Below are 20724 nucleotides of genomic sequence, written 5' to 3'. Positions count from 1 at the left end.
GTCCATGGGGGCGTGCGCCGACGTCAATGCGCTGGTTTGAGCGGCAGCAGGGCACTGATGCGGAATCCTCCGCCCGGACGGGGCCCCGCGTCGAGAGTGCCGCCGACCATGCCGACCCGCTCGCGCATGCCGATCAGGCCGTGGCCCCCGCCGTCGGCGCCGCCCTCCTCGTACAGCTCGTGCGGGGCGCCCTTGCCGTCGTCCTCGACGAGCAGGCCGAGCCCGTCGTCGAAGTAGACGAGGCGCACGCTGGCGCCCGCGTTCGGCCCGCCGTGCTTGCGGGTGTTGGTCAGGGCCTCCTGCACGATGCGGTACGCGGTCAGCTCGACGCCGCTGGGCAGCGGGCGCGGGGTGCCCTCGACCTTGAAGTCGACGGGCAGTCCGGAGCTGCGGCACTGCTCGATCAGCTCGTCGATCTGCTCCACGTCGGGCTGCGGGACGTACTCGCCGGCTTCCTTGTGCTCGCCGGTGCGCAGCACGCCCAGCAGGCGGCGCATCTCGGCGAGCGCCTGGCGGCCGGTGGAGGAGATCGTCTCCAGGGCCTTCTTCGCCTGGTCGGGCGCGGCGTCGAGGACGTAGGCGGCGCCGTCCGCCTGCACCACCATCACCGACACATTGTGCGCCACGACGTCGTGCAGCTCACGCGCGATCCGGGCGCGCTCGGCGGCGACCGCCACCTTGGCCTGCGCCTCCCGTTCCCTCTCCAGGCGGGCGGCCCGCTCCTCCAGCTGGGCGAAGTAGGCGCGGCGCGTGCGCATGGAGTCGCCGAGCACCCACGCGAGGGCGAACGGCACCGTCTGGAAGACCGCTATCGCGATCTGCCCCGCGAAGCCCGTGTGCTCGGCCGGCCAGCGGATCTGCGCGAGGGTGGCCGCGCACAGGCCGGTGCCCAGGGCGAACCAGGAGGCCCAGCGCGCGCCGGTCGCGGCGACCGTGTAGATGATCACCAGCATGGCGAAGTCGGCGACCGTCGTCTCCACGTCCAAGGCGAGCTGGGCCACTCCGGTGGCGGCGGCCACCAGCAGCATCGGCTCCGGCAGCCGGCGGCGCAGCGCGATGACGACGCACAGCACGGCGGACACGGCCAGCCCCGAGGCGACCGATCCGTGGTGGCGCGGCGTCCTGTAGACGCTGACGACTCCCACGCAGGAGATCCCGAACAGGACGACGGCCCAGAAGGTGTCGACCCACGTCGGGTGTCTGCGAATGAAGTCGTAGAGGCGCTGCACGTAACCCAGAGTAGGGAAGTGTGATGTGTGCAGGGGTCAACCGGAGGGCCGATCCGCGCCTGACGCACATACTCCGCAAGGTGGAGACCGTGATCATCTGTGCGCCTAGTCTGGTCCGATGACGGACGGGACGACGCGCGGAACCACGGGCGGGTCCGCAGGCGGAGCGGGTGGCGCGGAGCGGGGCTCGGCGCCGGGCGTGTGGCGCGGCTGGCGGGCCGCCACCGAGGCGGCGCTCTACGGGCCCGGCGGCTTCTACCGGCGTCCCGAGGGGCCCGCCGGGCACTTCCGTACGTCCGTGCACGCGTCGCCGTTGTTCGCCGCGGCCGTGGCGAGGCTGCTGTGCCGGGTGGACGACGCGCTCGGACGGCCCGGGACGCTGGAGTTCGTGGACATGGCAGCCGGGCGGGGTGAACTGGTCACCGGTGTGCTCGCCGCGCTGCCCGAAGAGGTGGCCGCACGCACGCGCGCGTACGCCGTGGAGATCGCCGCGCGTCCGGCGGGGCTCGACGCGCGGATCATCTGGCTGAGCGAGGCCCCTGCCGGGATCACCGGGCTGCTGTTCGCCAACGAGTGGCTGGACAACGTGCCGCTGGACGTCGCCGAGGTGGACCACGCGGGCGTGCCCCGGCTGGTGCTGGTACGGGAGGACGGCGCCGAACGGCTCGGGGAGCCCGTGACGGGGCCGGAGGCGGCGTGGCTCGCGCGCTGGTGGCCGCTGCCGCCGGAGGAGGGGCTGCGCGCGGAGATCGGGCTGCCGCGGGACACCGCGTGGGCGTCCGCCGTCGCATGCGTCGAGCGGGGCCTCGCGGTGGCCGTCGACTACGCGCACACGGCACGCTCACGGCCCCCGTTCGGAACGCTCACCGGATTCCGGAACGGCCGCGAGACGACCCCCGTACCGGACGGCTCATGCGACATCACAGCCCACGTGGCACTGGACGCCTGCGCGGCACTGGACCCGTCCGCCGCGCCGGGTGCCCCGGCGGCGCGGGGGGTACGCGCGGGGGGTGCGTCGGCGGCGCCGGGCGCCGACAGGGCACGTGCCACCGATCTCACGCCGGACACCTCCGGGGCGTCGGATGGCCAGGCTGCCGTGGGCGTGCGCGCCGGGGCTGACGCCGGTACGGCCTTCCGCGCGGCGCGGGCGCTCCCGGCCGCGCGCCTGCTCGCGCAACGCGATGCGCTCCGCGCCCTGGGCCTGGTCGGCACGCGCCCCCCGCTGGCGCTCGCCTCCACGGACCCCCAGGCGTACCTCCGCGCCCTCGCGAGCGCCGGCGAAGCCGCGGAACTCACCGCGACCGGCGGCCTGGGTGACTTCGGCTGGCTGCTCCAGCCAGTCGGCATCCCCCACCCGCTCGCCCCGGGCCCCGCCCGCTCCTGACTACTTGTCGATGTCTCCGACCACGAAGAACATCGAGCCCAGGATCGCCACCATGTCCGCGACCAGTGTCCCCGGGAGCAGTTCGGTGAGCGCCTGGATGTTGTTGTACGAGGCTGAGCGCAGCTTGAGCCGGTACGGGGTCTTCTCCCCCTTGCTGACCAGGTAGTAGCCGTTGATCCCGAGCGGGTTCTCGGTCCACGCGTACGTGTGCCCCTCGGGCGCCTTCAGGACCTTCGGCAGCCGCTGGTTGATCGGGCCCGGCGGCAGCTCCGCGAGCCGGTCGAGACAGGCGTCGGCCAGCGCCAGGGCGTTGTGCGTCTGCTCCAGCAGGCATTCGAAGCGGGCGAGGCAGTCGCCCTCCTGCCGGGTCACCACCCGCAGGGTGTCCCGCAGCTCCCCGTACGCCAGGTACGGCTCGTCGCGCCGCAGGTCGAAGTCGACGCCGGCCGCCCGGGCGATGGGCCCGCTCACCCCGTACGCGTGGACGGTGCCCGGCGTGAGCGTCCCGACGCCGCGGGTGCGGCCGCGGAAGATCTCGTTGCCGAGGACCAGGTCGTCGAAGACGTCCATGCGCGAGCGCACCGCGGCGACGGCGGCACGCGCGCGTGTCGTCCAGCCGGCCGGCAGGTCCTCCTTGAGGCCGCCGACCCGGTTGAACATGTAGTGCATACGCCCGCCGGAGACCTCCTCCATGACGTTCTGCAGCACCTCCCGCTCCCGGAACGCGTAGAACACGGGGGTGATGCCGCCCAGCTCCAGCGGGTAGGAGCCCAGGAACATCAGGTGGTTGAGCACCCGGTTCAGCTCGGCGAGCAGCGTGCGCGTCCACACCGCGCGCGTGGGGACCTCCATGCCGAGCATCCGCTCCACGGCGAGCACCACGCCCAGTTCGTTGGAGAACGCCGACAGCCAGTCGTGGCGGTTGGCGAGCATGATGATCTGGCGGTAGTCGCGCGCCTCGAAGAGCTTCTCCGCGCCCCGGTGCATGTAGCCGATCACGGGTTCCGCGCGCACGATGCGCTCGCCGTCCAGCACGAGCCGCAGCCGCAGCACACCGTGCGTGGAAGGGTGCTGCGGGCCGATGTTGAGCACCATGTCGGTGCTCTCCGCCGCGCCGCCGATCCCGACCGTGGTCTCCGTCGTAGGAGTCATGCATCCAGTCTCTCCTACGTAGGCTGGCCGTATGGAGACGGGGAGCCCGCGTGAGGCGGGAGCGGAGGGGAGCGCCGAGGGCACGGGGACAGCGGGCGCGACGGAGACGACCGGGACCACGGGGAGGGCGGGGACGGCGGGGTCCGAGCCGGTGTGGACCGGGCTGCCGCCGGGGCTGCTGCGGATGCGGCGGCTGCTGCTGTCGGTGTGGCTGGGCCTGGTCGCCCTCGCCGCGGGCCTGCTGCCCGGCCTGCTCGCCGGGCCGCCCTGGGCCGCGTTCGCGCTGCTGCCGCTCGCCCTGCTGGCATGGGGCTGGGTGATGCTGGGCCGCAACTGGCGCTCGTGGCGGTACGCCGAGCGCGCCGACGACCTGCTGATCAGCCGCGGCGTCCTGTGGCGCGAGGAGACCGTCGTGCCCTATGGGCGCATGCAGCTCGTGGAGGTGACGTCCGGGCCCGTGGAGCGGCACTTCGGGCTGGCCAGCGTCCAGCTGCACACCGCCGCCGCGGCCACCGACGCCACCATCCCGGGCCTCGATCCGGCCGAGGCGGAGCGGCTGCGGGACCGGCTCACCGAGCTGGGCGAGGCCCGATCGGCCGGCCTGTGACCGCGCCGGGCGTCGAGGACGGCGTACGACCGGGGCGGGCCGTGACCGAGCGGCGGCTGCACCCGGTGACGCCGTTCCGGCGGGCGTGGGCGCCGGTCGCCGTGCTCGCCGGATGGGCGATGCACGATCCGAACCAGGCGCAGGAGCAGCTGACCAGGCTGACCACGGCATGGCTGCTGACCGGGCTCGCCGTGCTGGTCCCGGCCGCCGCCCTCTACGGCTTCCTGTCCTGGTGGTTCACCCACTTCTCGGTGACCGAAAGCGAACTGCGCATACGCACCGGCCTGTTGTTCCGGCGCACGGCGCACATCCGGCTGGAGCGCATCCAGGCCGTCGACGTGACGCGTCCCCTCCTCGCGCGCGTGGCGGGCGTCGCCAAGCTGCGGATCGATGTCGTCGGGGCCGACAAGAAGGACGAACTCGCCTTCCTCGGTGAGGATGAGGCGCGCGCCCTGCGCGCGGAACTGCTGGCGCGCGCCGCCGGTTTCGCGCCCGAGACGGCGCACGAGGTCGGCGAGGCCCCGGCGCACGAACTGCTGCGGCTGCCCGCGCGTGACCTCGCGGTCTCCCTGGTGCTGACGGGCGCCACCTGGGGCTCGTTGCTGGCCGCGCTCGTCGTGCCGCCCGTGCTGTGGCTGGCCACCCACAGCGTGTGGACGGTGCTCGCCACCGGGCTGCCGCTGCTCGGCGCGGCGGGCGCGAGCAGCGTGGGCCGGTTCGTCACCGAGTACGACTGGACGGTGGCCGAGTCCCCGGACGGGCTGCGGATCGACCACGGGCTGCTCGACCGCGCGCACGAGACGGTGCCGCCGGGGCGGGTGCAGACGGTGCGGATCGTGGAGCCGCCGCTGTGGCGCCGGCGCGGCTGGGTGCGGGTGGAACTGGAGGTCGCCGGGTCGTCGAACTCCGTGCTGGTGCCGGTCGCCCCGCGCCGGGCCGCCGAGGCGGTCATCGCGCGCGTGCTGCCCGGCGTGGCCGTGCCGCGGTCGGTGGAGCGTCCGCCGCGGCGCGCCTGGCGGTGCCTGCCGGTGTGGTGGCGCGGGCACGGCATCGCGGTCACCGACACGGTGTTCGCCGCCCGGCACGGGCTGCTGCGCCGGAGCCTGTCGCTGGTGCCGCACGCCAAGGTCCAGAGCGTACGGCTCACGCAGGGCCCCTGGGGGCGCCTGTGGGGCCTCGCGAACGTCCATGTGGACACCGGGGCCGACGGGACCGTCACGGCCCGTCTGCGGGACGCCGAGGAGGCGGCGGAGCTGCTGCGCGCCCAGGCCGAGCGGTCCCGGACGGGCCGCAGGGACGCCCCACCGGACCGATGGATGACCTGAACACGCCCCTCCGGCTCAGGAGTCGGCTCTCCCGCCGCTCACGGCACCACCGCCCGTCGAGCCCCCGGCCCCCCGTTGACTCCGGCGCACCGAGAACCGACGAACACGCCCGCCGGACCGGGAGTGGGCAAGCCCGCCCGCCGGACCGAGAGCCGGCGAACCCGCCCGGCGGATCGGAGCCGGCCTGAACACGCCCACCGGATCGGAAGTGGGCCCGAACGCACCCGAGTGGATCGAGAGTTGACCCGAAAGCACCCGGCGGACCCGAAGTCGGCGACGCGCCCCACCAGCTCAGGAGTCGGCCCGAACACGCCCCCGGATCGGGACTCGACCCACCGGATCGGGAGTCGACCTGAACGCGCCCCACCGATCGAGAGTTGACCCGAACCCGCCCGGCGCACCGAAAACCGGCGACGCGCCCACCCGATCGAGAGTCGACCCGAACCCGCCCGGCGGACCGAGAGTCGGCGAACGCCCCCGGCGGGTCCGCAGCCGGCCTGAACACGCCCCACCGGCTCAGGAGTCAGCCTGAACACGCCCCCGGATCGGGAGTCGACCCCGGATCGGCGGGCGGCCCCCACGCGCGCCAACGCACGCAACCACGGGCACCGCCGGGCGGGCGGCCCGTACGCGCCGGGTGGGCCGCGCCGGCTGGCGGGTGCGCGTGCCCGGCGGGCTCAGGAAGCCGCGCTGCGCAGCCCGTGCAGGTTGATCTGTTCCGTCTCGTCGTGCGCCGTCAGGTCGATGACCTCGCCGGCGTCGTCCGCCTTCTTGTCCGCGGACTTGAACCCGCCCTCGGACTCGGCCTTGTGGAGCGCGAGCGCCTCCTGGCCGACCACGTCGGCCAGGTCCTCGTTCTGCACGGCGTCCAAGGAGGCCGACGGAGCGCCCTTCTGGGTGCCGAAGAAGTCGAACCCGCCCTCGACCGCGGGCCGGCGCGCGGGCGCGGCCGGTACGACGGCCACCGCGGTCGGCACGGTGAAGTGCCCCGAGGGCTGCCCGGCGGACTTGGCGGACCCGGTGGGCGCGGGGGTGTTGACGGCGGTCGCGTGCTCGTGCCCGGCGACCGCCTCGGGCTGCCCCTGGTCCTCGTCCTCCGGGACGGACCCCGCGGCGGGCTTCTTGACGTGCTCAGCGTCACCGCCGCTCGGCCGCGCCTCGGCGGCCTCGGCCTCGTCCGTCAGACCCGCGTCCGTCACACCGTCGTCCGTCACGCCCGCGCGCCGCGGCTTCCCTCCTTTGGGAGCGGACTCCGGCGCCTGCCGCGGCGCCGGTGCCGAGGGGGACGCGGACTCCGAGGCGGCGTCGGGGTCGGAACCGGACGCCGATCCGACGGCGGGCTCCGGATCGGACCCGTCGGCGGATTCCGCAGCGGACGCATCGTCAGCCGCGGATGCCCCGTCAGCTCCGGATGCCTCGCCGGCCGCGGCCGACCGGTCACGGCCGGCCAAGCGGGACAGCGCCGCCTGGGCCCGCAGGAACAGCCGGGCTCCCTCGGGCGAGAACGCCCCGGCAGCCGCCCGCTTCCCCTCGTCGGCCCCGCTCTTCCCGTCCGCCGCCTTCGCCTCGGACGCCGGGCCCGCCGCGGGCTCGCCGGCCGCCCTGCCGGCGTCGGACCGGCCGGCCTCGGACGTGTCGGCGGCCGCCCGTGCGGGCTCCGGCCGCGCCCCGGCGGGCGCGGGCGGCAGCGCGGGCGAGGGCGCGGCCTCGATCTCCAGCAGCCGGCGGCCCTCCAGGGCGGTGGCGCGCTCGGTCTCCGCCGTGGCGTAACGCCGCAGCAGCGCGGCGTGCTCGTTGCGCAGCCCCGCCAGCTCGGCCCGCTTGGCGCGCAGCCGCTGCTCCAGCTTGACGCGCAGTTCGCGCGACTCCTCCAGGTCGCTCTCCAGTTCCGCGACCCGCTCCTCGTGGCGCCACTCATCACCGGCACGCGCGCGCGTGAGGTCGGCGACCTGCTTGCCCGCCTGCGCGTCCCAGCGGCGCATCACGGCCGCGCCCACGAACGCGGTCGCCGCGGCGACAGCGGCGACCAGGCGGAGCACCATCGGATCGGAGGACACCCAGGGGCCCAGCGCGCAGACGAGGGAGACGCCGGCGATCGCCGAGGGCGGCAACAGCCTGTGCAAAGGGGGGGAATGGCGATGACGTCCACGTGGCATGGCCAGAAACTTACCGCGCGTAGGCGAATGGTGGTGGCCCGGCCCGTAAAAACACAGCCATACCGAAGCCTTCTCGCAACATAGGGAACGGCATCGGCGGACCGGGCCACCGAATTCATCAAGATCGTTTTCACTGGTCGGTCAATCTCCCGCTCAGCCACTGCAGCGTTCCCGGGATCTCGCGCCGCCAGGTGTTGAAGTTGTGTCCGCCGCTGTCGAGGATGATCGACGAGATCCGGGTCAGGCGCGTGGCCACCACCTGCTTGATGAATTCCCGCGTGGCCTTGTAGTTGGTCTCGCCGACCTTGCTGCTGCTGACGAGCAGTGAGGTGTCCGGCGCGGCCTCGTGATCGAGGAACCAGCGCAGATCGGCGCGATTGCGCAGGCCCTTGTCGCCGTGGAAGAGATCGCCGGTGGTGGGATCGATGGGCGCCTTGTAGTACGGGGACAGGCCCGCGCCCGCCGCGTACACATCCGGATGGTGCATTGCGAGCTTCAGGGCGCAGTAACCGCCGGTGGAATCACCGACGATTCCCCAGCTGCCCGGCTTTTTGCCCACCCGGTAGTGGGCGAGCAAGGCATCGGGCAGGTCCCGGGCGAAGAACGTCTCGGCGCGCGGGCCGCCCGGGACGTCCACGCACTCCGTGTCGCGCGGCGGCACCACCGTCGGCCGGAGCATCACCAGGATCATCGGCTGCGCGCGCCCGTCCTTGGCGAGTTGCTGTGCGGTACGCGGGTAGTGCAGCTTGTCCACCAGGGAGCGCGCCGTACCGGGGTACCCGGTGAGGACGACGACCGCCGGGAAGGTACGCGTGCGGTAGCGCGGCTGGAAGTACTCGGGCGGCAGATAGACATACGCCGGTGTGGCGATGCGGGTCGTACGCCCCATGACGTAGACCCGCTGCACCTCCCCGGCGGTCTGCGGCAGCGAGCCGCCGACCCCCGGCACGCGCGCGGTGCCGACCACCCGGAGCGGCCCCTGGGCACCGGCGTGGTCGACGACGACGCCCTGGCCGGTCTCCTGGCCGAACAGGTCCGCCCAGCCGGCGTAGAAGCCGAACGCCTGGTTGGCGGCGATGCCCAGGGAGGCGAACAGCGCCACCTGGGTGGCCAGCAGGAGGCCGATCCGGCCGCTGACGGACCGCCAGGTCGTGCGGGCCAGCCGCGGCCACATCCATACCGTGCCGGCGAACAGGAGGACGGCGAACCCGATCGCCAGCGCCAGCACTTTGTCACTCGTCAGACCCATGGGTTGTTTCCTGCCTGCGCTTTCCGTCCACGGCCCGCCGACGCGTTCGTCGCGTGGGCTTGCCCCGGGCTTTCCGTGGCCTTTGAACCGGCTTTCCGGTGAGCAATGAACCTCTCCCCCCGGGACACCGTCCTAGAGGGCGCAATGTCGCCGGATGCCCGAATCGGCACCGGGTCGAAGGTCTCTCGCAGAACTACGGGATGCGGTGTGTCTGTCAGGATAGATGGGGATATGTCAGGCAAGGTTCCGAGTCGAGCAAGGATGGCGCGCCGCATACTCCGCGGCCCGCGCCCCGAGACCGTCCCCGCCCTGACCGGCCGGGCGAGCGCCCTCGTGGGCGTCCTGGACATCGCCGCCGGCGTGTTCCCGCGCTTCCGGCACAGCCGTATGCACGCGCTCGCCGAGGTGCTGCCCGGCGCGCTCGGCCCGTTCGCCGCCGCCCTCTCGCTCAGCACCGGCGTGCTGTTGCTGCTGCTCGCGCACGGCCTCAAACGGCGCAAGCGACGGGCCTGGCGGGCCGCGGTCGCCCTGCTGCCGGCCGGGGCGGTCGCCCAGTTCGCGTACCGGCACTCCGTCATCGGGGCGCTCATCTCGCTGGCCCTGCTCGTACCGCTGCTGCGCCACCGCGGCGAGTTCGCGGCCCTGCCCGATCCGCGCAGCAGGTGGCGGGCGCTCGCCAACTTCGTCCTCATGGGCGCCGGTTCGCTCGCCCTCGGGCTGGTCATCGTCAGCGTCCACCCGAAGCGCACGATCGGCGATCCGAGCGTGGCCGACCGTCTCACCCACGTCCTGTACGGCCTGTTCGGCATCGAGGGTCCGGTGGACTACCGGGGCAGCACCTCCTGGACGGTCGCCTTCTCGCTCGGCGCCCTCGGCCTGCTCACCGCGGTCACCACCATCTACCTCGCCTTCCGCCCCGAACACCCGGCCGCGCGGCTGACCGAGGAGGACGAGGCCCGGCTGCGCGCCCTCCTCGCCCAGCACGGCGGGCGCGACTCCCTCGGGCACTTCGCGCTGCGCCGCGACAAGGCGGTCGTGTTCTCGCCCAGCGGCAAGGCGGCCGTCACCTACCGCGTCGTCTCCGGTGTGATGCTCGCCAGCGGCGACCCGATCGGCGACGTCGAGGCGTGGCCGGGCGCCATCGAGCGCTTCATGGACGAGGCCAGGGCGCACTCCTGGACGCCCGCCGTGATGGGCTGCTCGGAGACCGGCGGCGAGGTCTGGACCCGGGAGACCGGCCTGGACGCGCTCGAACTCGGCGACGAGGCGGTGGTGGACGTCGCGGATTTCTCGCTCGCCGGACGCGCGATGCGCAACGTCCGGCAGATGGTCAAGCGCATCGAACGAGCCGGTTACGAAACCCGGGTACGGCGCATCCGTGACCTCGGCGAAGGGGAACTCGAACGCATCCGGCGGGCCGCCGAGGACTGGCGCGGCACCGACACCGAGCGCGGCTTCTCCATGGCACTCGGCCGCATCGGCGACCCGGCCGACGGCGACTGCCTGATCGCCACCGCCCACCGGGTCGACGGGGCGGCGGCCGGCGCCCCGGCCCGTGCCGCGGCGGGCGACGGCCGGGCCGAGGACCAGCCCGGCCCCTACGGCGACCTGAAGGCCGTCCTGCACTTCGTGCCCTGGGGCGACGACGGCGTGTCCCTGGACCTGATGCGCCGCGACCGCTCGGCCGACCCCGGCATGAACGAACTGCTGATCGTCGCCGCCCTCCAGGCGGCGCCGAAGCTCGGCATCACGCGGATCTCGCTCAACTTCGCGATGTTCCGCTCGGCCCTGGCCCGCGGCGAGAAGATCGGCGCGGGCCCGGTGCTGCGCGCCTGGCGCGGACTGCTGGTCTTCCTCTCTCGCTGGTTCCAGATCGAGTCGCTGTACAAGTTCAACGCCAAGTTCCGGCCCCGCTGGGAGCCGCGGTTCGTCGTCTACCGCGCCTCCGGTGACCTGCCCCGCATCGGCTTCGCCGCCATGCAGGCGGAGGGCTTCGTCAACCTCGCCCTGCCGCTGCCCCGCTTCCTGCGACGCCGCTCGCCCGCCGCCCGCCCGTGCGCCCACGGCCTCGCGGAACGCGACATACGAGCCGCCTGACCCGCACCGGCCACCGGTCTCCCCGGCCCCGGGGGCCCGGCCTGTGCCGGGGCCCGTCGGCCCGGCCGCGTCGCCTGAGCCGACGGGCCGGACCGTCCCGCCCGGGGCCTACGCTGAACGTATGAGCAACCAGAGCGGGCGCGGCCGAGTGGCGGGCCTTCCGGCATGGGACCGCTGCGCGGTCATGGGCGTCGTGAACGTGACCCCGGACTCCTTCTCCGACGGCGGCCGCTACTTCGACACGACCGCCGCCGTCAAACACGGTCTCGACCTGGTCGCGGAGGGGGCCGACCTGATCGACGTCGGCGGCGAGTCCACCCGCCCGGGCGCCACCCGCGTCGACGAGGCCGAGGAGCTGAGGCGCGTCGTCCCGGTCGTGCGCGGCCTCGCCGCCGAGGGCGTCACCGTCTCCGTCGACACCATGCGCGCCTCGGTCGCCGAACGGTCCCTCGCGGTCGGCGCCACGCTCGTCAACGACGTCAGCGGCGGGCTCGCCGACCCCGCGATGATCCCGGTGGTGGCCGCGGCGGGCGCACCCTTCGTCGTCATGCACTGGCGCGGCTTCCTGCACGGCGGCAACGTCCCCGGCGTGTACGAGGACGTCGTCACCGAAGTCGCCGACGAGCTGCACGCGCGCGTGGAGGCCGTCCTGGCGGGCGGCATCGCCGCCGACCGCATCGTCGTCGACCCGGGTCTCGGCTTCTCCAAGGAGGCCGAGCACGACCTCACCCTCCTCGCCCACCTCGACCGCCTGCACGCCCTCGGCCACCCTCTGCTCGTCGCGGCCTCCCGCAAGCGGTTCCTCGGCCGGGTGCTGGCCGGCCCGGACGGAGCCCCGCCGCCCGCCCGGGAGCGCGACGCGGCCACGGCCGCCGTCTCCGCACTCGCCGCGCAGGCCGGCGCCTGGGCCGTACGCGTCCACGAGGTGCGCGCCACGGCGGACGCCGTACGGGTGGCGCGCGCCGTGGAACAAGCGCGCACGCCGGCGAACCCGACGGGAAGTGCGCCGGGCGCGCACGGCACGCACGGCGCCGGTGACGCCCGGTGAGCGCCGCCCACACGGACGTCGAATACGTCGAACAGGCCAACGCAGCCTTCTACGAGGCGCTGGAGCGAGGTGACTTCGAAGAGCTGTCCTCGCTCTGGCTCGCCCCGTCCGACCTGGGCGTCGACGAGGAGTACCACGATCCGGCGGACAGCGGAGTGGTCTCCTGCGTGCACCCGGGCTGGCCGGTGCTCACCGGCCGCGGCGAGGTCCTGAGGTCGTACGCGCTGATCATGGCGAACACCGACTACATCCAGTTCTTCCTCACCGACGTGCATGTCTCCGTCACCGGCGACACCGCCCTGGTCACCTGCACCGAGAACATCCTCAGCGGCGGCCCCGCCCCCGAGGCGGGCGCGGAGCTGGGCCCCCTGGTCGGGCAGCTCGTCGTGGCCACGAATGTGTTCCGGCGCACATCCGAGGGCTGGAAGCTCTGGTCACACCACGCCTCACCGGTTCTGGCCGAAAACGACGAGGACGAGGACGACGCCTCACCGGCCTGAGCGGGTAGGGGCCTGCCAGGGACCGAGAAGTGGCCGGAATCACGAACCGGCTCACGGGTCGGGCCACCGACCCGTGAGCCGCCGGGTTCCCCAGGGGAAACGCGCGGTGAAACCTCCCGGTCCCCGGCCGGGTGCACACCCCCGTGGCAGCCGGAGGACAGCCCAGCAGGGCGTCAGTCAGTGCCCGAGCCACGACTACCGGAACCTGAGTATCAGCATCAATGTCAGTGCCCGCAGGTAGATTCGTGTGAGGCCGGAGTGCCGCCCGCACTCGGTACGGACCGGCCGTCACCGACGATTGCAGGAGTGATTCGCGTGGATCGTGTCGCGTTGCGCGGTCTGAAGGCCCGCGGGCACCACGGTGTGTTCCCCAGGGAACGTGAGGAGGGCCAGACCTTCATCGTGGACCTGGTCCTCGGCCTGGACACCCGGCCGGCCGCCGCCGACGACGACCTGGCGAAGACCGTGCACTACGGCATCGTGGCCGAGGAGGTCGTGGCCGTGGTCGAAGGCGAACCGGTGAACCTGATCGAGACCCTGGCCGAGCGCATCGCCCAGACCTGCCTGAAGCACGAAGGGGTCGAGGAGGTCGAGGTCTGCGTCCACAAACCGGACGCGCCGATCACGGTTCCCTTCGACGACGTGACCGTCACCATCACCCGGAGCCGAGTATGACCGCATTCTTCACGCACGGTCCGAGCGACCCGACCGTACAGCCGGTGCCCGCCTCCGTCGTCGAACAGGTCGACGCCGCCGACACCACCCTGCAGAACCCCAAACGCGCGGTGATCTCCCTCGGCTCCAACCTCGGCAACCGCCTGGAGACCCTTCAGGGCGCCGTCGACGCCCTGGAGGACACCCCGGGCGTCCGCATCAAGGCGGTCTCGCCGGTGTACGAGACCGAGCCGTGGGGCGTGCAGCCCGGCAGCCAGCCCTCGTACTTCAACGCGGTGGTGGTGCTGAAGACCACCCTCCCGCCGTCCTCCCTGCTGGAGCGGGCGCACGCGGTCGAGGAGGCGTTCCACCGGGTGCGGGACGAGCACTGGGGCCCGCGCACCCTCGACGTGGACATCGTGGCGTACGCCGACATCGTCTCCGACGACCCGCAGCTCACCCTGCCCCACCCGCGCGCCCACGAACGCGCCTTCGTGCTGGCGCCCTGGCACGATCTGGACCCCGACGCCAAGCTGCCCGGCCGCGGCGCCGTCGCCGATCTCCTCGGCGCCGTCACCCGCAGCGGCGTCGCGGCCCGCCCGGACCTGGAACTCCGACTGCCCGAGTAGTCGTTAAGGTCGAGACGACCACGGGACGGACACACCGAGGTGGGCCGCCCACGACCACGTCCGGGGGAGCTGAACAATCACCGTGAGAGAGCTGCGGATCAGGGTGCTGGTCGGCGTGTTCGTCGTCGCCGGAGTGCTGTCCTGGGCCGGCGCCCGCCTGTGGAACTCGGTGGGGACGCTGCCCAGCGTGCCGCTGGCCGCCCCCATCGTCCTCGCCCTGATCGCGGCGGTCCTGCTGTCCACGGCGCTGTCGCTGCGCGCCCGCCTCAAGGCCCAGCGGGAACGGCGTCCCGGCGCCAAGGGCGTCGACCCGCTGATGGCCGCACGCGCGGTCGTCTTCGCCCAGGCCAGCGCCCTGGTCGCCGCCCTCGTCGCCGGGATGTACGGCGGCACGGGCGTCTTCCTCCTGGAGATCCTTGACATCCCCGCGCGCCGCGACCAGGCGTTCTACGCGGGCTTCTGCGTCCTGGCCGGCATCGCCGTCATAGCGGCGGCCATCTTCCTGGAACGCGTCTGCAAACTCCCCGAAGACGACGACCACGACAACTCGGGCGCTGAACCGGTGGCCTGACGCGCCTGTCCCCGGACGGGGAGGGCGGTTCAGCGGGCCAGTATCAGACTCATGGCCTCGGCGCGGGTCGTGGCGTCCCTGAGCTGGCCGCGCACGGCCGACGTGGTCGTCTTGGCGCCGGGCTTGCGGATGCCGCGCACGGACATGCACATGTGCTCCGCCTCGATGACGACGATCACGCCCCGGGCCTCAAGGATCCGCACGAGGGAGTCGGCGATCTGCGTGGTGAGTCGTTCCTGCACCTGCAGTCGGCGGGCGAACACCTCCACGAGGCGGGCCAGCTTCGACAGACCGGTGATCTTGCCACTTTCGGCCGGAATGTACCCGACGTGCGCCACACCGTGGAACGGCAGCAGATGATGCTCGCACAGCGACACGATCTCGATGTCCTTCACCAGGACCATCTCGTCATGGCCCAGGTCGAACGTCGTCGTCAGCACGTCCTCGGGCTCCTGCACCAGCCCCGCCAGCAGTTCGCGGTACGCCCGTGCCACCCGTGCCGGTGTCTCCCTCAGGCCCTCGCGGTCGGGGTCCTCGCCGACCGCGATGAGGAGTTCGCGTACGGCGTTCTCGGCGCGCTTCTCGTCGAACTCGCCGACGGTGCCCTCGCCGTCCAAGGTCACGGGGTCGGTCATGGGGTGCCTCGTTCCTGTCGCTCACGTGCGGACATGCGCAAATGCCGCGTCCCCCAGGCTAGAACCCTGGGGGACGCGGCATTCATTCCGGGGTCGGTGTGGCCACCGGGGCCACACCGCCGGCGGCCACACCGCCGACGGGGGGGTCAGCTCTCCGGGCGGTCCTCCGGGGTCGGCTCGGCCACCGGGGCGGACTCCGCCGCCGTCGACTTGGCCGTGCTGATCGCGGGCGTCGCACCGTTCGCCCCGTTGGTCAGTGCCAGTTCCTTGGGGGAGAGCACCGGCGGGCGGGTGGACGGCGTACGCCGGGAGGAGCCGGTCCAGGCGGGCCGCGGCGGCCGCTTGACGATCGGCGCGAAGATCTCGGCGATCTCCTCCTTGCCCAGCGTCTCCTTCTCCAGGAGGGCCAGCACCAGGTTGTCGAGGACGTCGCGGTTCTCGACCAGGATCTCCCAGGCCTCGTTGTGCGCGGTCTCGATGAGCTTCTTGACTTCCTCGTCCACCAGGGCGGCGACCTCTTCCGAGTAGTCGCGCTGGTGGGCCATCTCACGTCCGAGGAACGGTTCGGTGTTGTCGCCGCCGAACTTGATCGCGCCCAGCCGCTCGGTCATGCCGTACTGGGTGACCATTGCGCGGGCCGTGGCGGTGGCCTTCTCGATGTCGTTCGCGGCTCCCGTGGTCGGGTCGTGGAAGACCAGTTCCTCGGCCGCGCGACCGCCCAGCATGTAGGCCAGCTGGTCCAGCATCTCGTTGCGGGTCGTGGAGTACTTGTCCTCGTCCGGGAGGACCATCGTGTAGCCGAGCGCCCGGCCGCGGGACAGGATGGTGATCTTGTGGACCGGGTCGGAGTTCGGGGAAGCCGCCGCGACCAGGGCGTGTCCGCCCTCGTGGTACGCGGTGATCTTCTTCTCCTTGTCCGACATGATCCGGGTCCGCTTCTGCGGGCCCGCGACCACACGGTCGATCGCCTCGTCCAGCATGTGGTTGTCGATCAGCTTCTTGTCGCTGCGGGCCGTGAGCAGCGCCGCCTCGTTCAGCACGTTCGACAGGTCGGCGCCGGTGAAGCCGGGGGTGCGACGGGCGACGGCCGAGAGGTCGACGTCCGGGGCGACCGGCTTGCCCTTCTGGTGGACCTTGAGGATCTCCAGGCGGCCCTGCATGTCCGGGCGGTCGACCGCGATCTGGCGGTCGAAGCGGCCGGGGCGCAGCAGGGCGGGGTCGAGGATGTCCGGACGGTTCGTCGCGGCGATCAGGATCACACCGCCCTTGACGTCGAAGCCGTCCATCTCGACCAGCAGCTGGTTCAGCGTCTGCTCGCGCTCGTCGTGACCGCCGCCGAGTCCGGCACCGCGGTGACGGCCGACCGCGTCGATCTCGTCGACGAAGACGATCGCGGGCGCGTTCGCCTTGGCCTGCTCGAACAGGTCACGGACCCGGGAGGCACCGACACCGACGAACATCTCGACGAAGTCGGAACCGGAGATCGAGTAGAAGGGGACCCCGGCCTCGCCGGCCACGGCACGCGCGAGCAGCGTCTTGCCGGTGCCGGGCGGGCCGTAGAGCAGCACGCCCTTGGGGATCTTGGCGCCGACGGCCTGGAACTTGGCCGGCTCCTGGAGGAACTCCTTGATCTCGTGCAGTTCCTCGACCGCCTCGTCCGAGCCCGCCACGTCGGCGAAGGTCGTCTTCGGGGTGTCCTTGGTGATGAGCTTGGCCTTGGACTTCCCGAAGTTCATGACCCGGGAGCCGCCGCCCTGCATCTGGTTCATCAGGAACAGGAAGACGACCACGATGAGGACGAAGGGCAGCAGCGAGAGCAGCACGCCCACGAACGGGTTCTGCTTGGACGGCGACACGGTGTAGCCGTCCGGGATCTGCTTGTCCTGGTACTTGGTCTGCAGGGTGCCGGCAATGCCCACGCCCTGGTCGCCGATGTAGCTCGCCTGGATCTTCGAGCTGCCGTCGACCTTCTGGCCGTCCTTCAGCGTGACCTTGATGCTCTGCTCGTCACCGGTGGTGAGCTTGGCCGACTGCACCCGGTTGTCGTTGATCGCTGCCACGACCTGGCCGGTGTCCACCGTCTTGTAGCCGCCGGACGAGCCGACGACCTGCATCAACACGACCACGGCAAGGACGGCCAGCACGATCCACATGACCGGCCCACGGAAGTATCGCTTCACGTCCATCCATACGGAGCGGTGCCGCCCCGTCCCTCCTGCCATAGTGAGTTTGATAAGACAGTTCTTCTGACGGTACCCCAGCATTGTTGCCCGAAGTGGCACGGACTGCTGGCATTCCCGTCTCTGCATGCTCCAACGGCGCGAAACCCGCTGGGGTTCCCGATCGTCTTACGAGACTGGCCGCGGTGGGTCTCAGCCGCCGTAGACGTGAGGCGCGAGCGTACCCACGAACGGGAGATTGCGGTACTTCTCGGCGTAGTCGAGTCCGTAGCCGACGACGAATTCGTTGGGGATGTCAAAGCCGACCCACTCCACGTCGATGGCGACCTTGGCGGCCTCGGGCTTGCGCAGCAGCGTGCACACCTTGAGGGTGGCCGGCTCCCGGGAGCCGAGGTTGGAGATCAGCCAGGACAGGGTCAGACCGGAGTCGATGATGTCCTCGACGACCAGGACGTGCTTGCCCTTGATGTCGGTGTCGAGGTCCTTGAGGATCCGCACGACGCCGGAGGACTGGGTGCCCGCGCCGTAGGAGGACACGGCCATCCAGTCCATGGTGACGGGGGTGGACAGTGCCCGGGCGAGGTCCGCCATGACCATCACGGCACCCTTGAGGACACCGACGATCAACAGGTCCTTGCCCGCGTACTCCGCGTCGATCTTCGCGGCCAGCTCGGCCAGCTTCGCGTCGATCTCTTCCTTGGTGATGAGCACCTGCTGGAGGTCGGCACCCATGTCTTTCGCGTCCACCCGCATCACTTTCGGTCGTCCCGCAGTTACGGCACCGGCCCGCCCGGTCCCCCGTACGGAGGAGTGGGATTCAGCCTTGCCGGATCACCAGTCTGCCACCCTGGCGCTGAGCGACGACTTTGCCCGGAAGGTTGATGGCTCCCTGGCCGCGCCAGCCCGTGATCAGGCGGTCGACTTCCTCGATGTGGCGGGCGAACAGCGAGCCGGCCGGTGCGCCGGCCTCGATGGCGGCATGGCGCAGCACACGGCGGCGCACGGCGGGCGGCAGGGCGTAGAGCTTGGCGCACTCCAGGACCCCGGTGGCGTCGCGCACGGCGGTCGCGGCCTGGACGGCCCAGGCGTCGAGGGCGTCGGCGTCGTCACGGGACAGCCGCGCGGTGCGGGCGAGGGCTTCGACGACGCCCTTGCCGAGGGCCTTCTCCAGGGCGGGCAGGCCCTCGTGGCGGAGCCGGGAGCGGGTGTACGCCGGGTCCGCGTTGTGCGGGTCGTCCCAGACCGGCAGGGACTGGACCATGCACGCCTTGCGGGCGGTCTGCCGGTCGAGCCGGAGGAAGGGACGCCGGTAACGGCCGCCGGCCCCCGAGACCGCGGCCATTCCGGACAGGGAGCGGATACCGGATCCCCGGGCGAGCCCCAGCAGGACGGTTTCTGCCTGGTCGTCACGGGTGTGGCCGAGCAGGATCGCGCAGGCGCCGTGGCGGTCGGCGGCGGCGTCGAGGGCGGCGTAGCGGGCGTCTCGGGCGGCCGCCTCGGGGCCGCCCGCGCGGCCGACGCGCACGGCGACGCACTCCACGGGGTCCAGACCCAGCTCACGCAGCCGCAGCACGACCTCCTCGGCACGGGCGCCGGAGCCGGCTTGGAGGCCGTGGTCGACGGTGATGCCGCCGGCGCGGATGCCGAGTTTGGGTGCTTCGAAGGCGAGGGCGGAGGCGAGTGCCATGGAGTCGGCACCGCCGGAGCACGCCACGAGTACGAGCGGGGAGGGGGAACGCTCGTGCCCGGCGCCGTGACCGCCGGTGCGCGGGCCCGCGCGCCGGGGGGCGGCCTGCGGGGTCGCGGATGTGTGATCGGTGAGGATGTCGTGGAGGACGCGGCGGACCGCCAGGCGTATCGCCGCGACCGCAGGATGGGGACCCATGTCCGGTTCCCTTCATGAAGTCTTCGGGGGGTTTGAACCCGAGGTTCGGTCACTCAGAGTGTGTAGATGGTGACAGAAACGGGCCGTTCCCCGAGCATTGCACGCCTACCCCTGGCACACGGTCCCTCGGACGAGTGATTGAAGGGGCGTTCGCCTGCCGTAGGCCGGATTCCATTCACGACGACCGCATGCCGTTCACGACTCCGGCCTGCGATGCACCCGCGCGATCCAGTCCGCCGGTTTGGCGATCTCCGCCTTGGTCGGCAGCGTGTTCGGGGAGGTCCACACCCGGTTGAAGCCGTCCATGCCGACCTGTTCGACGACGGCGCGCACGAAGCGTTCGCCGTCCCGGTACTGCCTGAGTTTGGCATCCAGACCGAGCAGCTTGCGCAGGGCCATGTCCAGCCGGGACGCGCCCTTGGCGCGGCGCTGCTGGAACTTCTCACGGATCTCGGCGACGGTCGGCACGACGTCCGGTCCGACCCCGTCCATCACGAAGTCCGCGTGCCCCTCCAGCAGGGACATCACGGCGGTGAGCCGGCCCAGGATCTCCCGCTGCGCCGGCGTCTGCACGAGTTCCACGAAGGACCGGCCACCGTCGTCCTCCTCGGCCTCGGGCCGCCCGCCGGCCAGCGACTGGGCGGCCTCGCGGATGCGCTCCAGGACGGTCATGGGGTCGACGTCGGTCTCCGCGAGGAACGACTGGATCTCGCCCTCCAGGTGGTCGCGCAGCCAGGGCACCGCGGAGAACTGCGTGCGGTGGGTCTCCTCGTGCAGGCACACCCACAGCCGGAAGTCATGCGGCCGGACGTCGAGTTCCCGCTCCACGTGGACGATGTTCGGCGCGACCAGCAGCAGCCGGCCGCCGCCGTTCTCGCCTGCGGGGAGGTCCCGGGTGGCGGGGGCGAACGTCTCGTACTGGCCGAGGACGCGGGAGGCCAGGAAGGACAGCAGCATGCCGAGTTCGACGCCGGTGACCTTGCCGCCGACCGCGCCGAGCATCGCGCCGCCCGGGGTGCTGCCGCGCCGCTCCTGCATCTTGTCGAGCAGCGGTTTGAGGACTTCCCGGAACCCGGCGACGTTCGCCCGGACCCAGCCGGGGCGGTCGACGACGAGGACAGGGGTGTCGTGGATGCCGTCGGTGCCCAACCGGGTGAAGCCCCGGACGTGCGCCTCCGAGGACTTCGCGTGCCGGCGCAGCTCCGCGACGACGGCCCGGGCCTCGTCGCGGCTCACCTCGGGGCCCGGCCGCACGAGCCGGGTCGCGGTCGCGACCGCGAGATTCCAGTCGACCAACCCAGAAGAAGCGGCACCGCCGATGCTCGTCATGCGTCAACGGTACGTGAGCCCCCCGCCCTGAGGCAGTCCAAGCACCCCGCGCCCCAAAGGACCACAGGCAACTGCGCGACCAGCGCCCCGAAGG

General features: G+C 72.3%; 18 protein-coding genes. 9 read left to right on the top strand and 9 right to left on the bottom strand.

Going from position 1 to position 20724, the window contains the following annotated elements:
* Positions 1-23: 23 nt before the first annotated feature.
* Positions 24-1229: a sensor histidine kinase gene (locus ACIRFL_RS23300; protein ID WP_404031446.1), complete on the bottom strand. Its 1206-nt coding sequence runs from the start codon at positions 1227-1229 to the stop codon at positions 24-26.
* A 118-nt stretch (positions 1230-1347) separates the two neighbouring features.
* Here ACIRFL_RS23300 and ACIRFL_RS23295 point away from each other — a divergent pair, with 118 nt between their 5' ends.
* Positions 1348-2613: an SAM-dependent methyltransferase gene (locus tag ACIRFL_RS23295; protein WP_404031443.1), complete on the top strand. Its 1266-nt coding sequence runs from the start codon at positions 1348-1350 to the stop codon at positions 2611-2613.
* On the opposite strand, the gene ACIRFL_RS23290 is transcribed toward ACIRFL_RS23295, so the two are convergent.
* Entirely contained in the window at positions 2614-3765 is a 1152-nt protein-coding gene (locus ACIRFL_RS23290) for an NADH-quinone oxidoreductase subunit D (RefSeq protein ID WP_404031440.1), read from the bottom strand.
* 31 nt (positions 3766-3796) lie between these two features.
* On the opposite strand from ACIRFL_RS23290, the gene ACIRFL_RS23285 reads away from it, so the two are divergent.
* Positions 3797-4372 (top strand): PH domain-containing protein, encoded by a 576-nt coding sequence (locus tag ACIRFL_RS23285; protein WP_404031437.1) that lies wholly within the window; start codon positions 3797-3799, stop codon positions 4370-4372.
* A complete protein-coding gene (locus tag ACIRFL_RS23280; protein WP_404031435.1) occupies positions 4369-5697 on the top strand; it encodes a PH domain-containing protein in 1329 nt (442 codons plus the stop codon). The genes ACIRFL_RS23285 and ACIRFL_RS23280 overlap by 4 nt, the downstream gene beginning before the upstream one ends.
* A 677-nt stretch (positions 5698-6374) precedes the next feature.
* On the opposite strand, the gene ACIRFL_RS23275 is transcribed toward ACIRFL_RS23280, so the two are convergent.
* Both ACIRFL_RS23275 and ACIRFL_RS23270 read right to left on the bottom strand, forming a co-directional pair.
* Positions 6375-7853, bottom strand: coding sequence for a hypothetical protein (locus ACIRFL_RS23275; RefSeq protein WP_404031433.1), 1479 nt, complete (start codon positions 7851-7853; stop codon positions 6375-6377).
* Between the two features lie 130 nt (positions 7854-7983).
* Positions 7984-9102 (bottom strand): alpha/beta hydrolase, encoded by a 1119-nt coding sequence (locus ACIRFL_RS23270; protein WP_404031430.1) that lies wholly within the window; start codon positions 9100-9102, stop codon positions 7984-7986.
* A gap of 231 nt (positions 9103-9333) precedes the next feature.
* Here ACIRFL_RS23270 and ACIRFL_RS23265 point away from each other — a divergent pair, with 231 nt between their 5' ends.
* From ACIRFL_RS23265 to ACIRFL_RS23240, 6 genes are all read left to right on the top strand, one after another.
* Positions 9334-11199, top strand: a complete 1866-nt coding sequence (locus tag ACIRFL_RS23265) for a phosphatidylglycerol lysyltransferase domain-containing protein (RefSeq protein WP_404031428.1) — start codon at positions 9334-9336, stop codon at positions 11197-11199.
* A 121-nt stretch (positions 11200-11320) separates the two neighbouring features.
* Positions 11321-12247 carry a dihydropteroate synthase gene (gene folP, locus ACIRFL_RS23260; protein WP_404031426.1) on the top strand — a complete coding sequence of 309 codons (927 nt, stop codon included), beginning with the start codon at positions 11321-11323 and terminating at the stop codon, positions 12245-12247.
* Positions 12244-12747: a nuclear transport factor 2 family protein gene (locus ACIRFL_RS23255; RefSeq protein ID WP_404031423.1), complete on the top strand. Its 504-nt coding sequence runs from the start codon at positions 12244-12246 to the stop codon at positions 12745-12747. The genes folP and ACIRFL_RS23255 overlap by 4 nt, the downstream gene beginning before the upstream one ends.
* 315 nt (positions 12748-13062) lie before the next feature.
* Positions 13063-13422 (top strand): dihydroneopterin aldolase, encoded by a 360-nt coding sequence (gene folB, locus ACIRFL_RS23250; protein WP_404031421.1) that lies wholly within the window; start codon positions 13063-13065, stop codon positions 13420-13422.
* Positions 13419-14030, top strand: a complete 612-nt coding sequence (gene folK, locus ACIRFL_RS23245; RefSeq protein WP_404031418.1) for a 2-amino-4-hydroxy-6-hydroxymethyldihydropteridine diphosphokinase — start codon at positions 13419-13421, stop codon at positions 14028-14030. Before folB ends, folK begins: the two co-directional genes overlap by 4 nt.
* Positions 14031-14112: 82 nt before the next feature.
* Positions 14113-14601, top strand: coding sequence for a DUF3180 domain-containing protein (locus ACIRFL_RS23240; protein ID WP_404031415.1), 489 nt, complete (start codon positions 14113-14115; stop codon positions 14599-14601).
* 29 nt (positions 14602-14630) lie between these two features.
* On the opposite strand, the gene folE is transcribed toward ACIRFL_RS23240, so the two are convergent.
* The 5 genes from folE to ACIRFL_RS23215 form a co-directional block, all read right to left on the bottom strand.
* Positions 14631-15236 (bottom strand): GTP cyclohydrolase I FolE, encoded by a 606-nt coding sequence (gene folE, locus ACIRFL_RS23235; RefSeq protein ID WP_404031412.1) that lies wholly within the window; start codon positions 15234-15236, stop codon positions 14631-14633.
* A 146-nt stretch (positions 15237-15382) separates the two neighbouring features.
* A complete protein-coding gene (gene ftsH / locus ACIRFL_RS23230) occupies positions 15383-17422 on the bottom strand; it encodes an ATP-dependent zinc metalloprotease FtsH (RefSeq protein ID WP_404031410.1) in 2040 nt (679 codons plus the stop codon).
* Between the two features lie 186 nt (positions 17423-17608).
* Positions 17609-18169: a hypoxanthine phosphoribosyltransferase gene (gene hpt, locus ACIRFL_RS23225; protein ID WP_351736104.1), complete on the bottom strand. Its 561-nt coding sequence runs from the start codon at positions 18167-18169 to the stop codon at positions 17609-17611.
* Positions 18170-18233: 64 nt separating this feature from the next.
* Entirely contained in the window at positions 18234-19301 is a 1068-nt protein-coding gene (gene tilS, locus ACIRFL_RS23220) for a tRNA lysidine(34) synthetase TilS (protein WP_404031406.1), read from the bottom strand.
* A gap of 195 nt (positions 19302-19496) precedes the next feature.
* Positions 19497-20630 (bottom strand): zinc-dependent metalloprotease, encoded by a 1134-nt coding sequence (locus ACIRFL_RS23215; RefSeq protein WP_404031403.1) that lies wholly within the window; start codon positions 20628-20630, stop codon positions 19497-19499.
* Positions 20631-20724 lie beyond the last annotated feature (94 nt).

Source organism: Streptomyces sp. NPDC102462, from assembly GCF_044765425.1.
Taxonomy (GTDB): Bacteria; Actinomycetota; Actinomycetes; order Streptomycetales; family Streptomycetaceae; genus Streptomyces.
The sequence above is the reverse complement of the archived record's forward strand: the minus strand, read 5'-3'. Positions and strand labels throughout refer to the sequence as shown.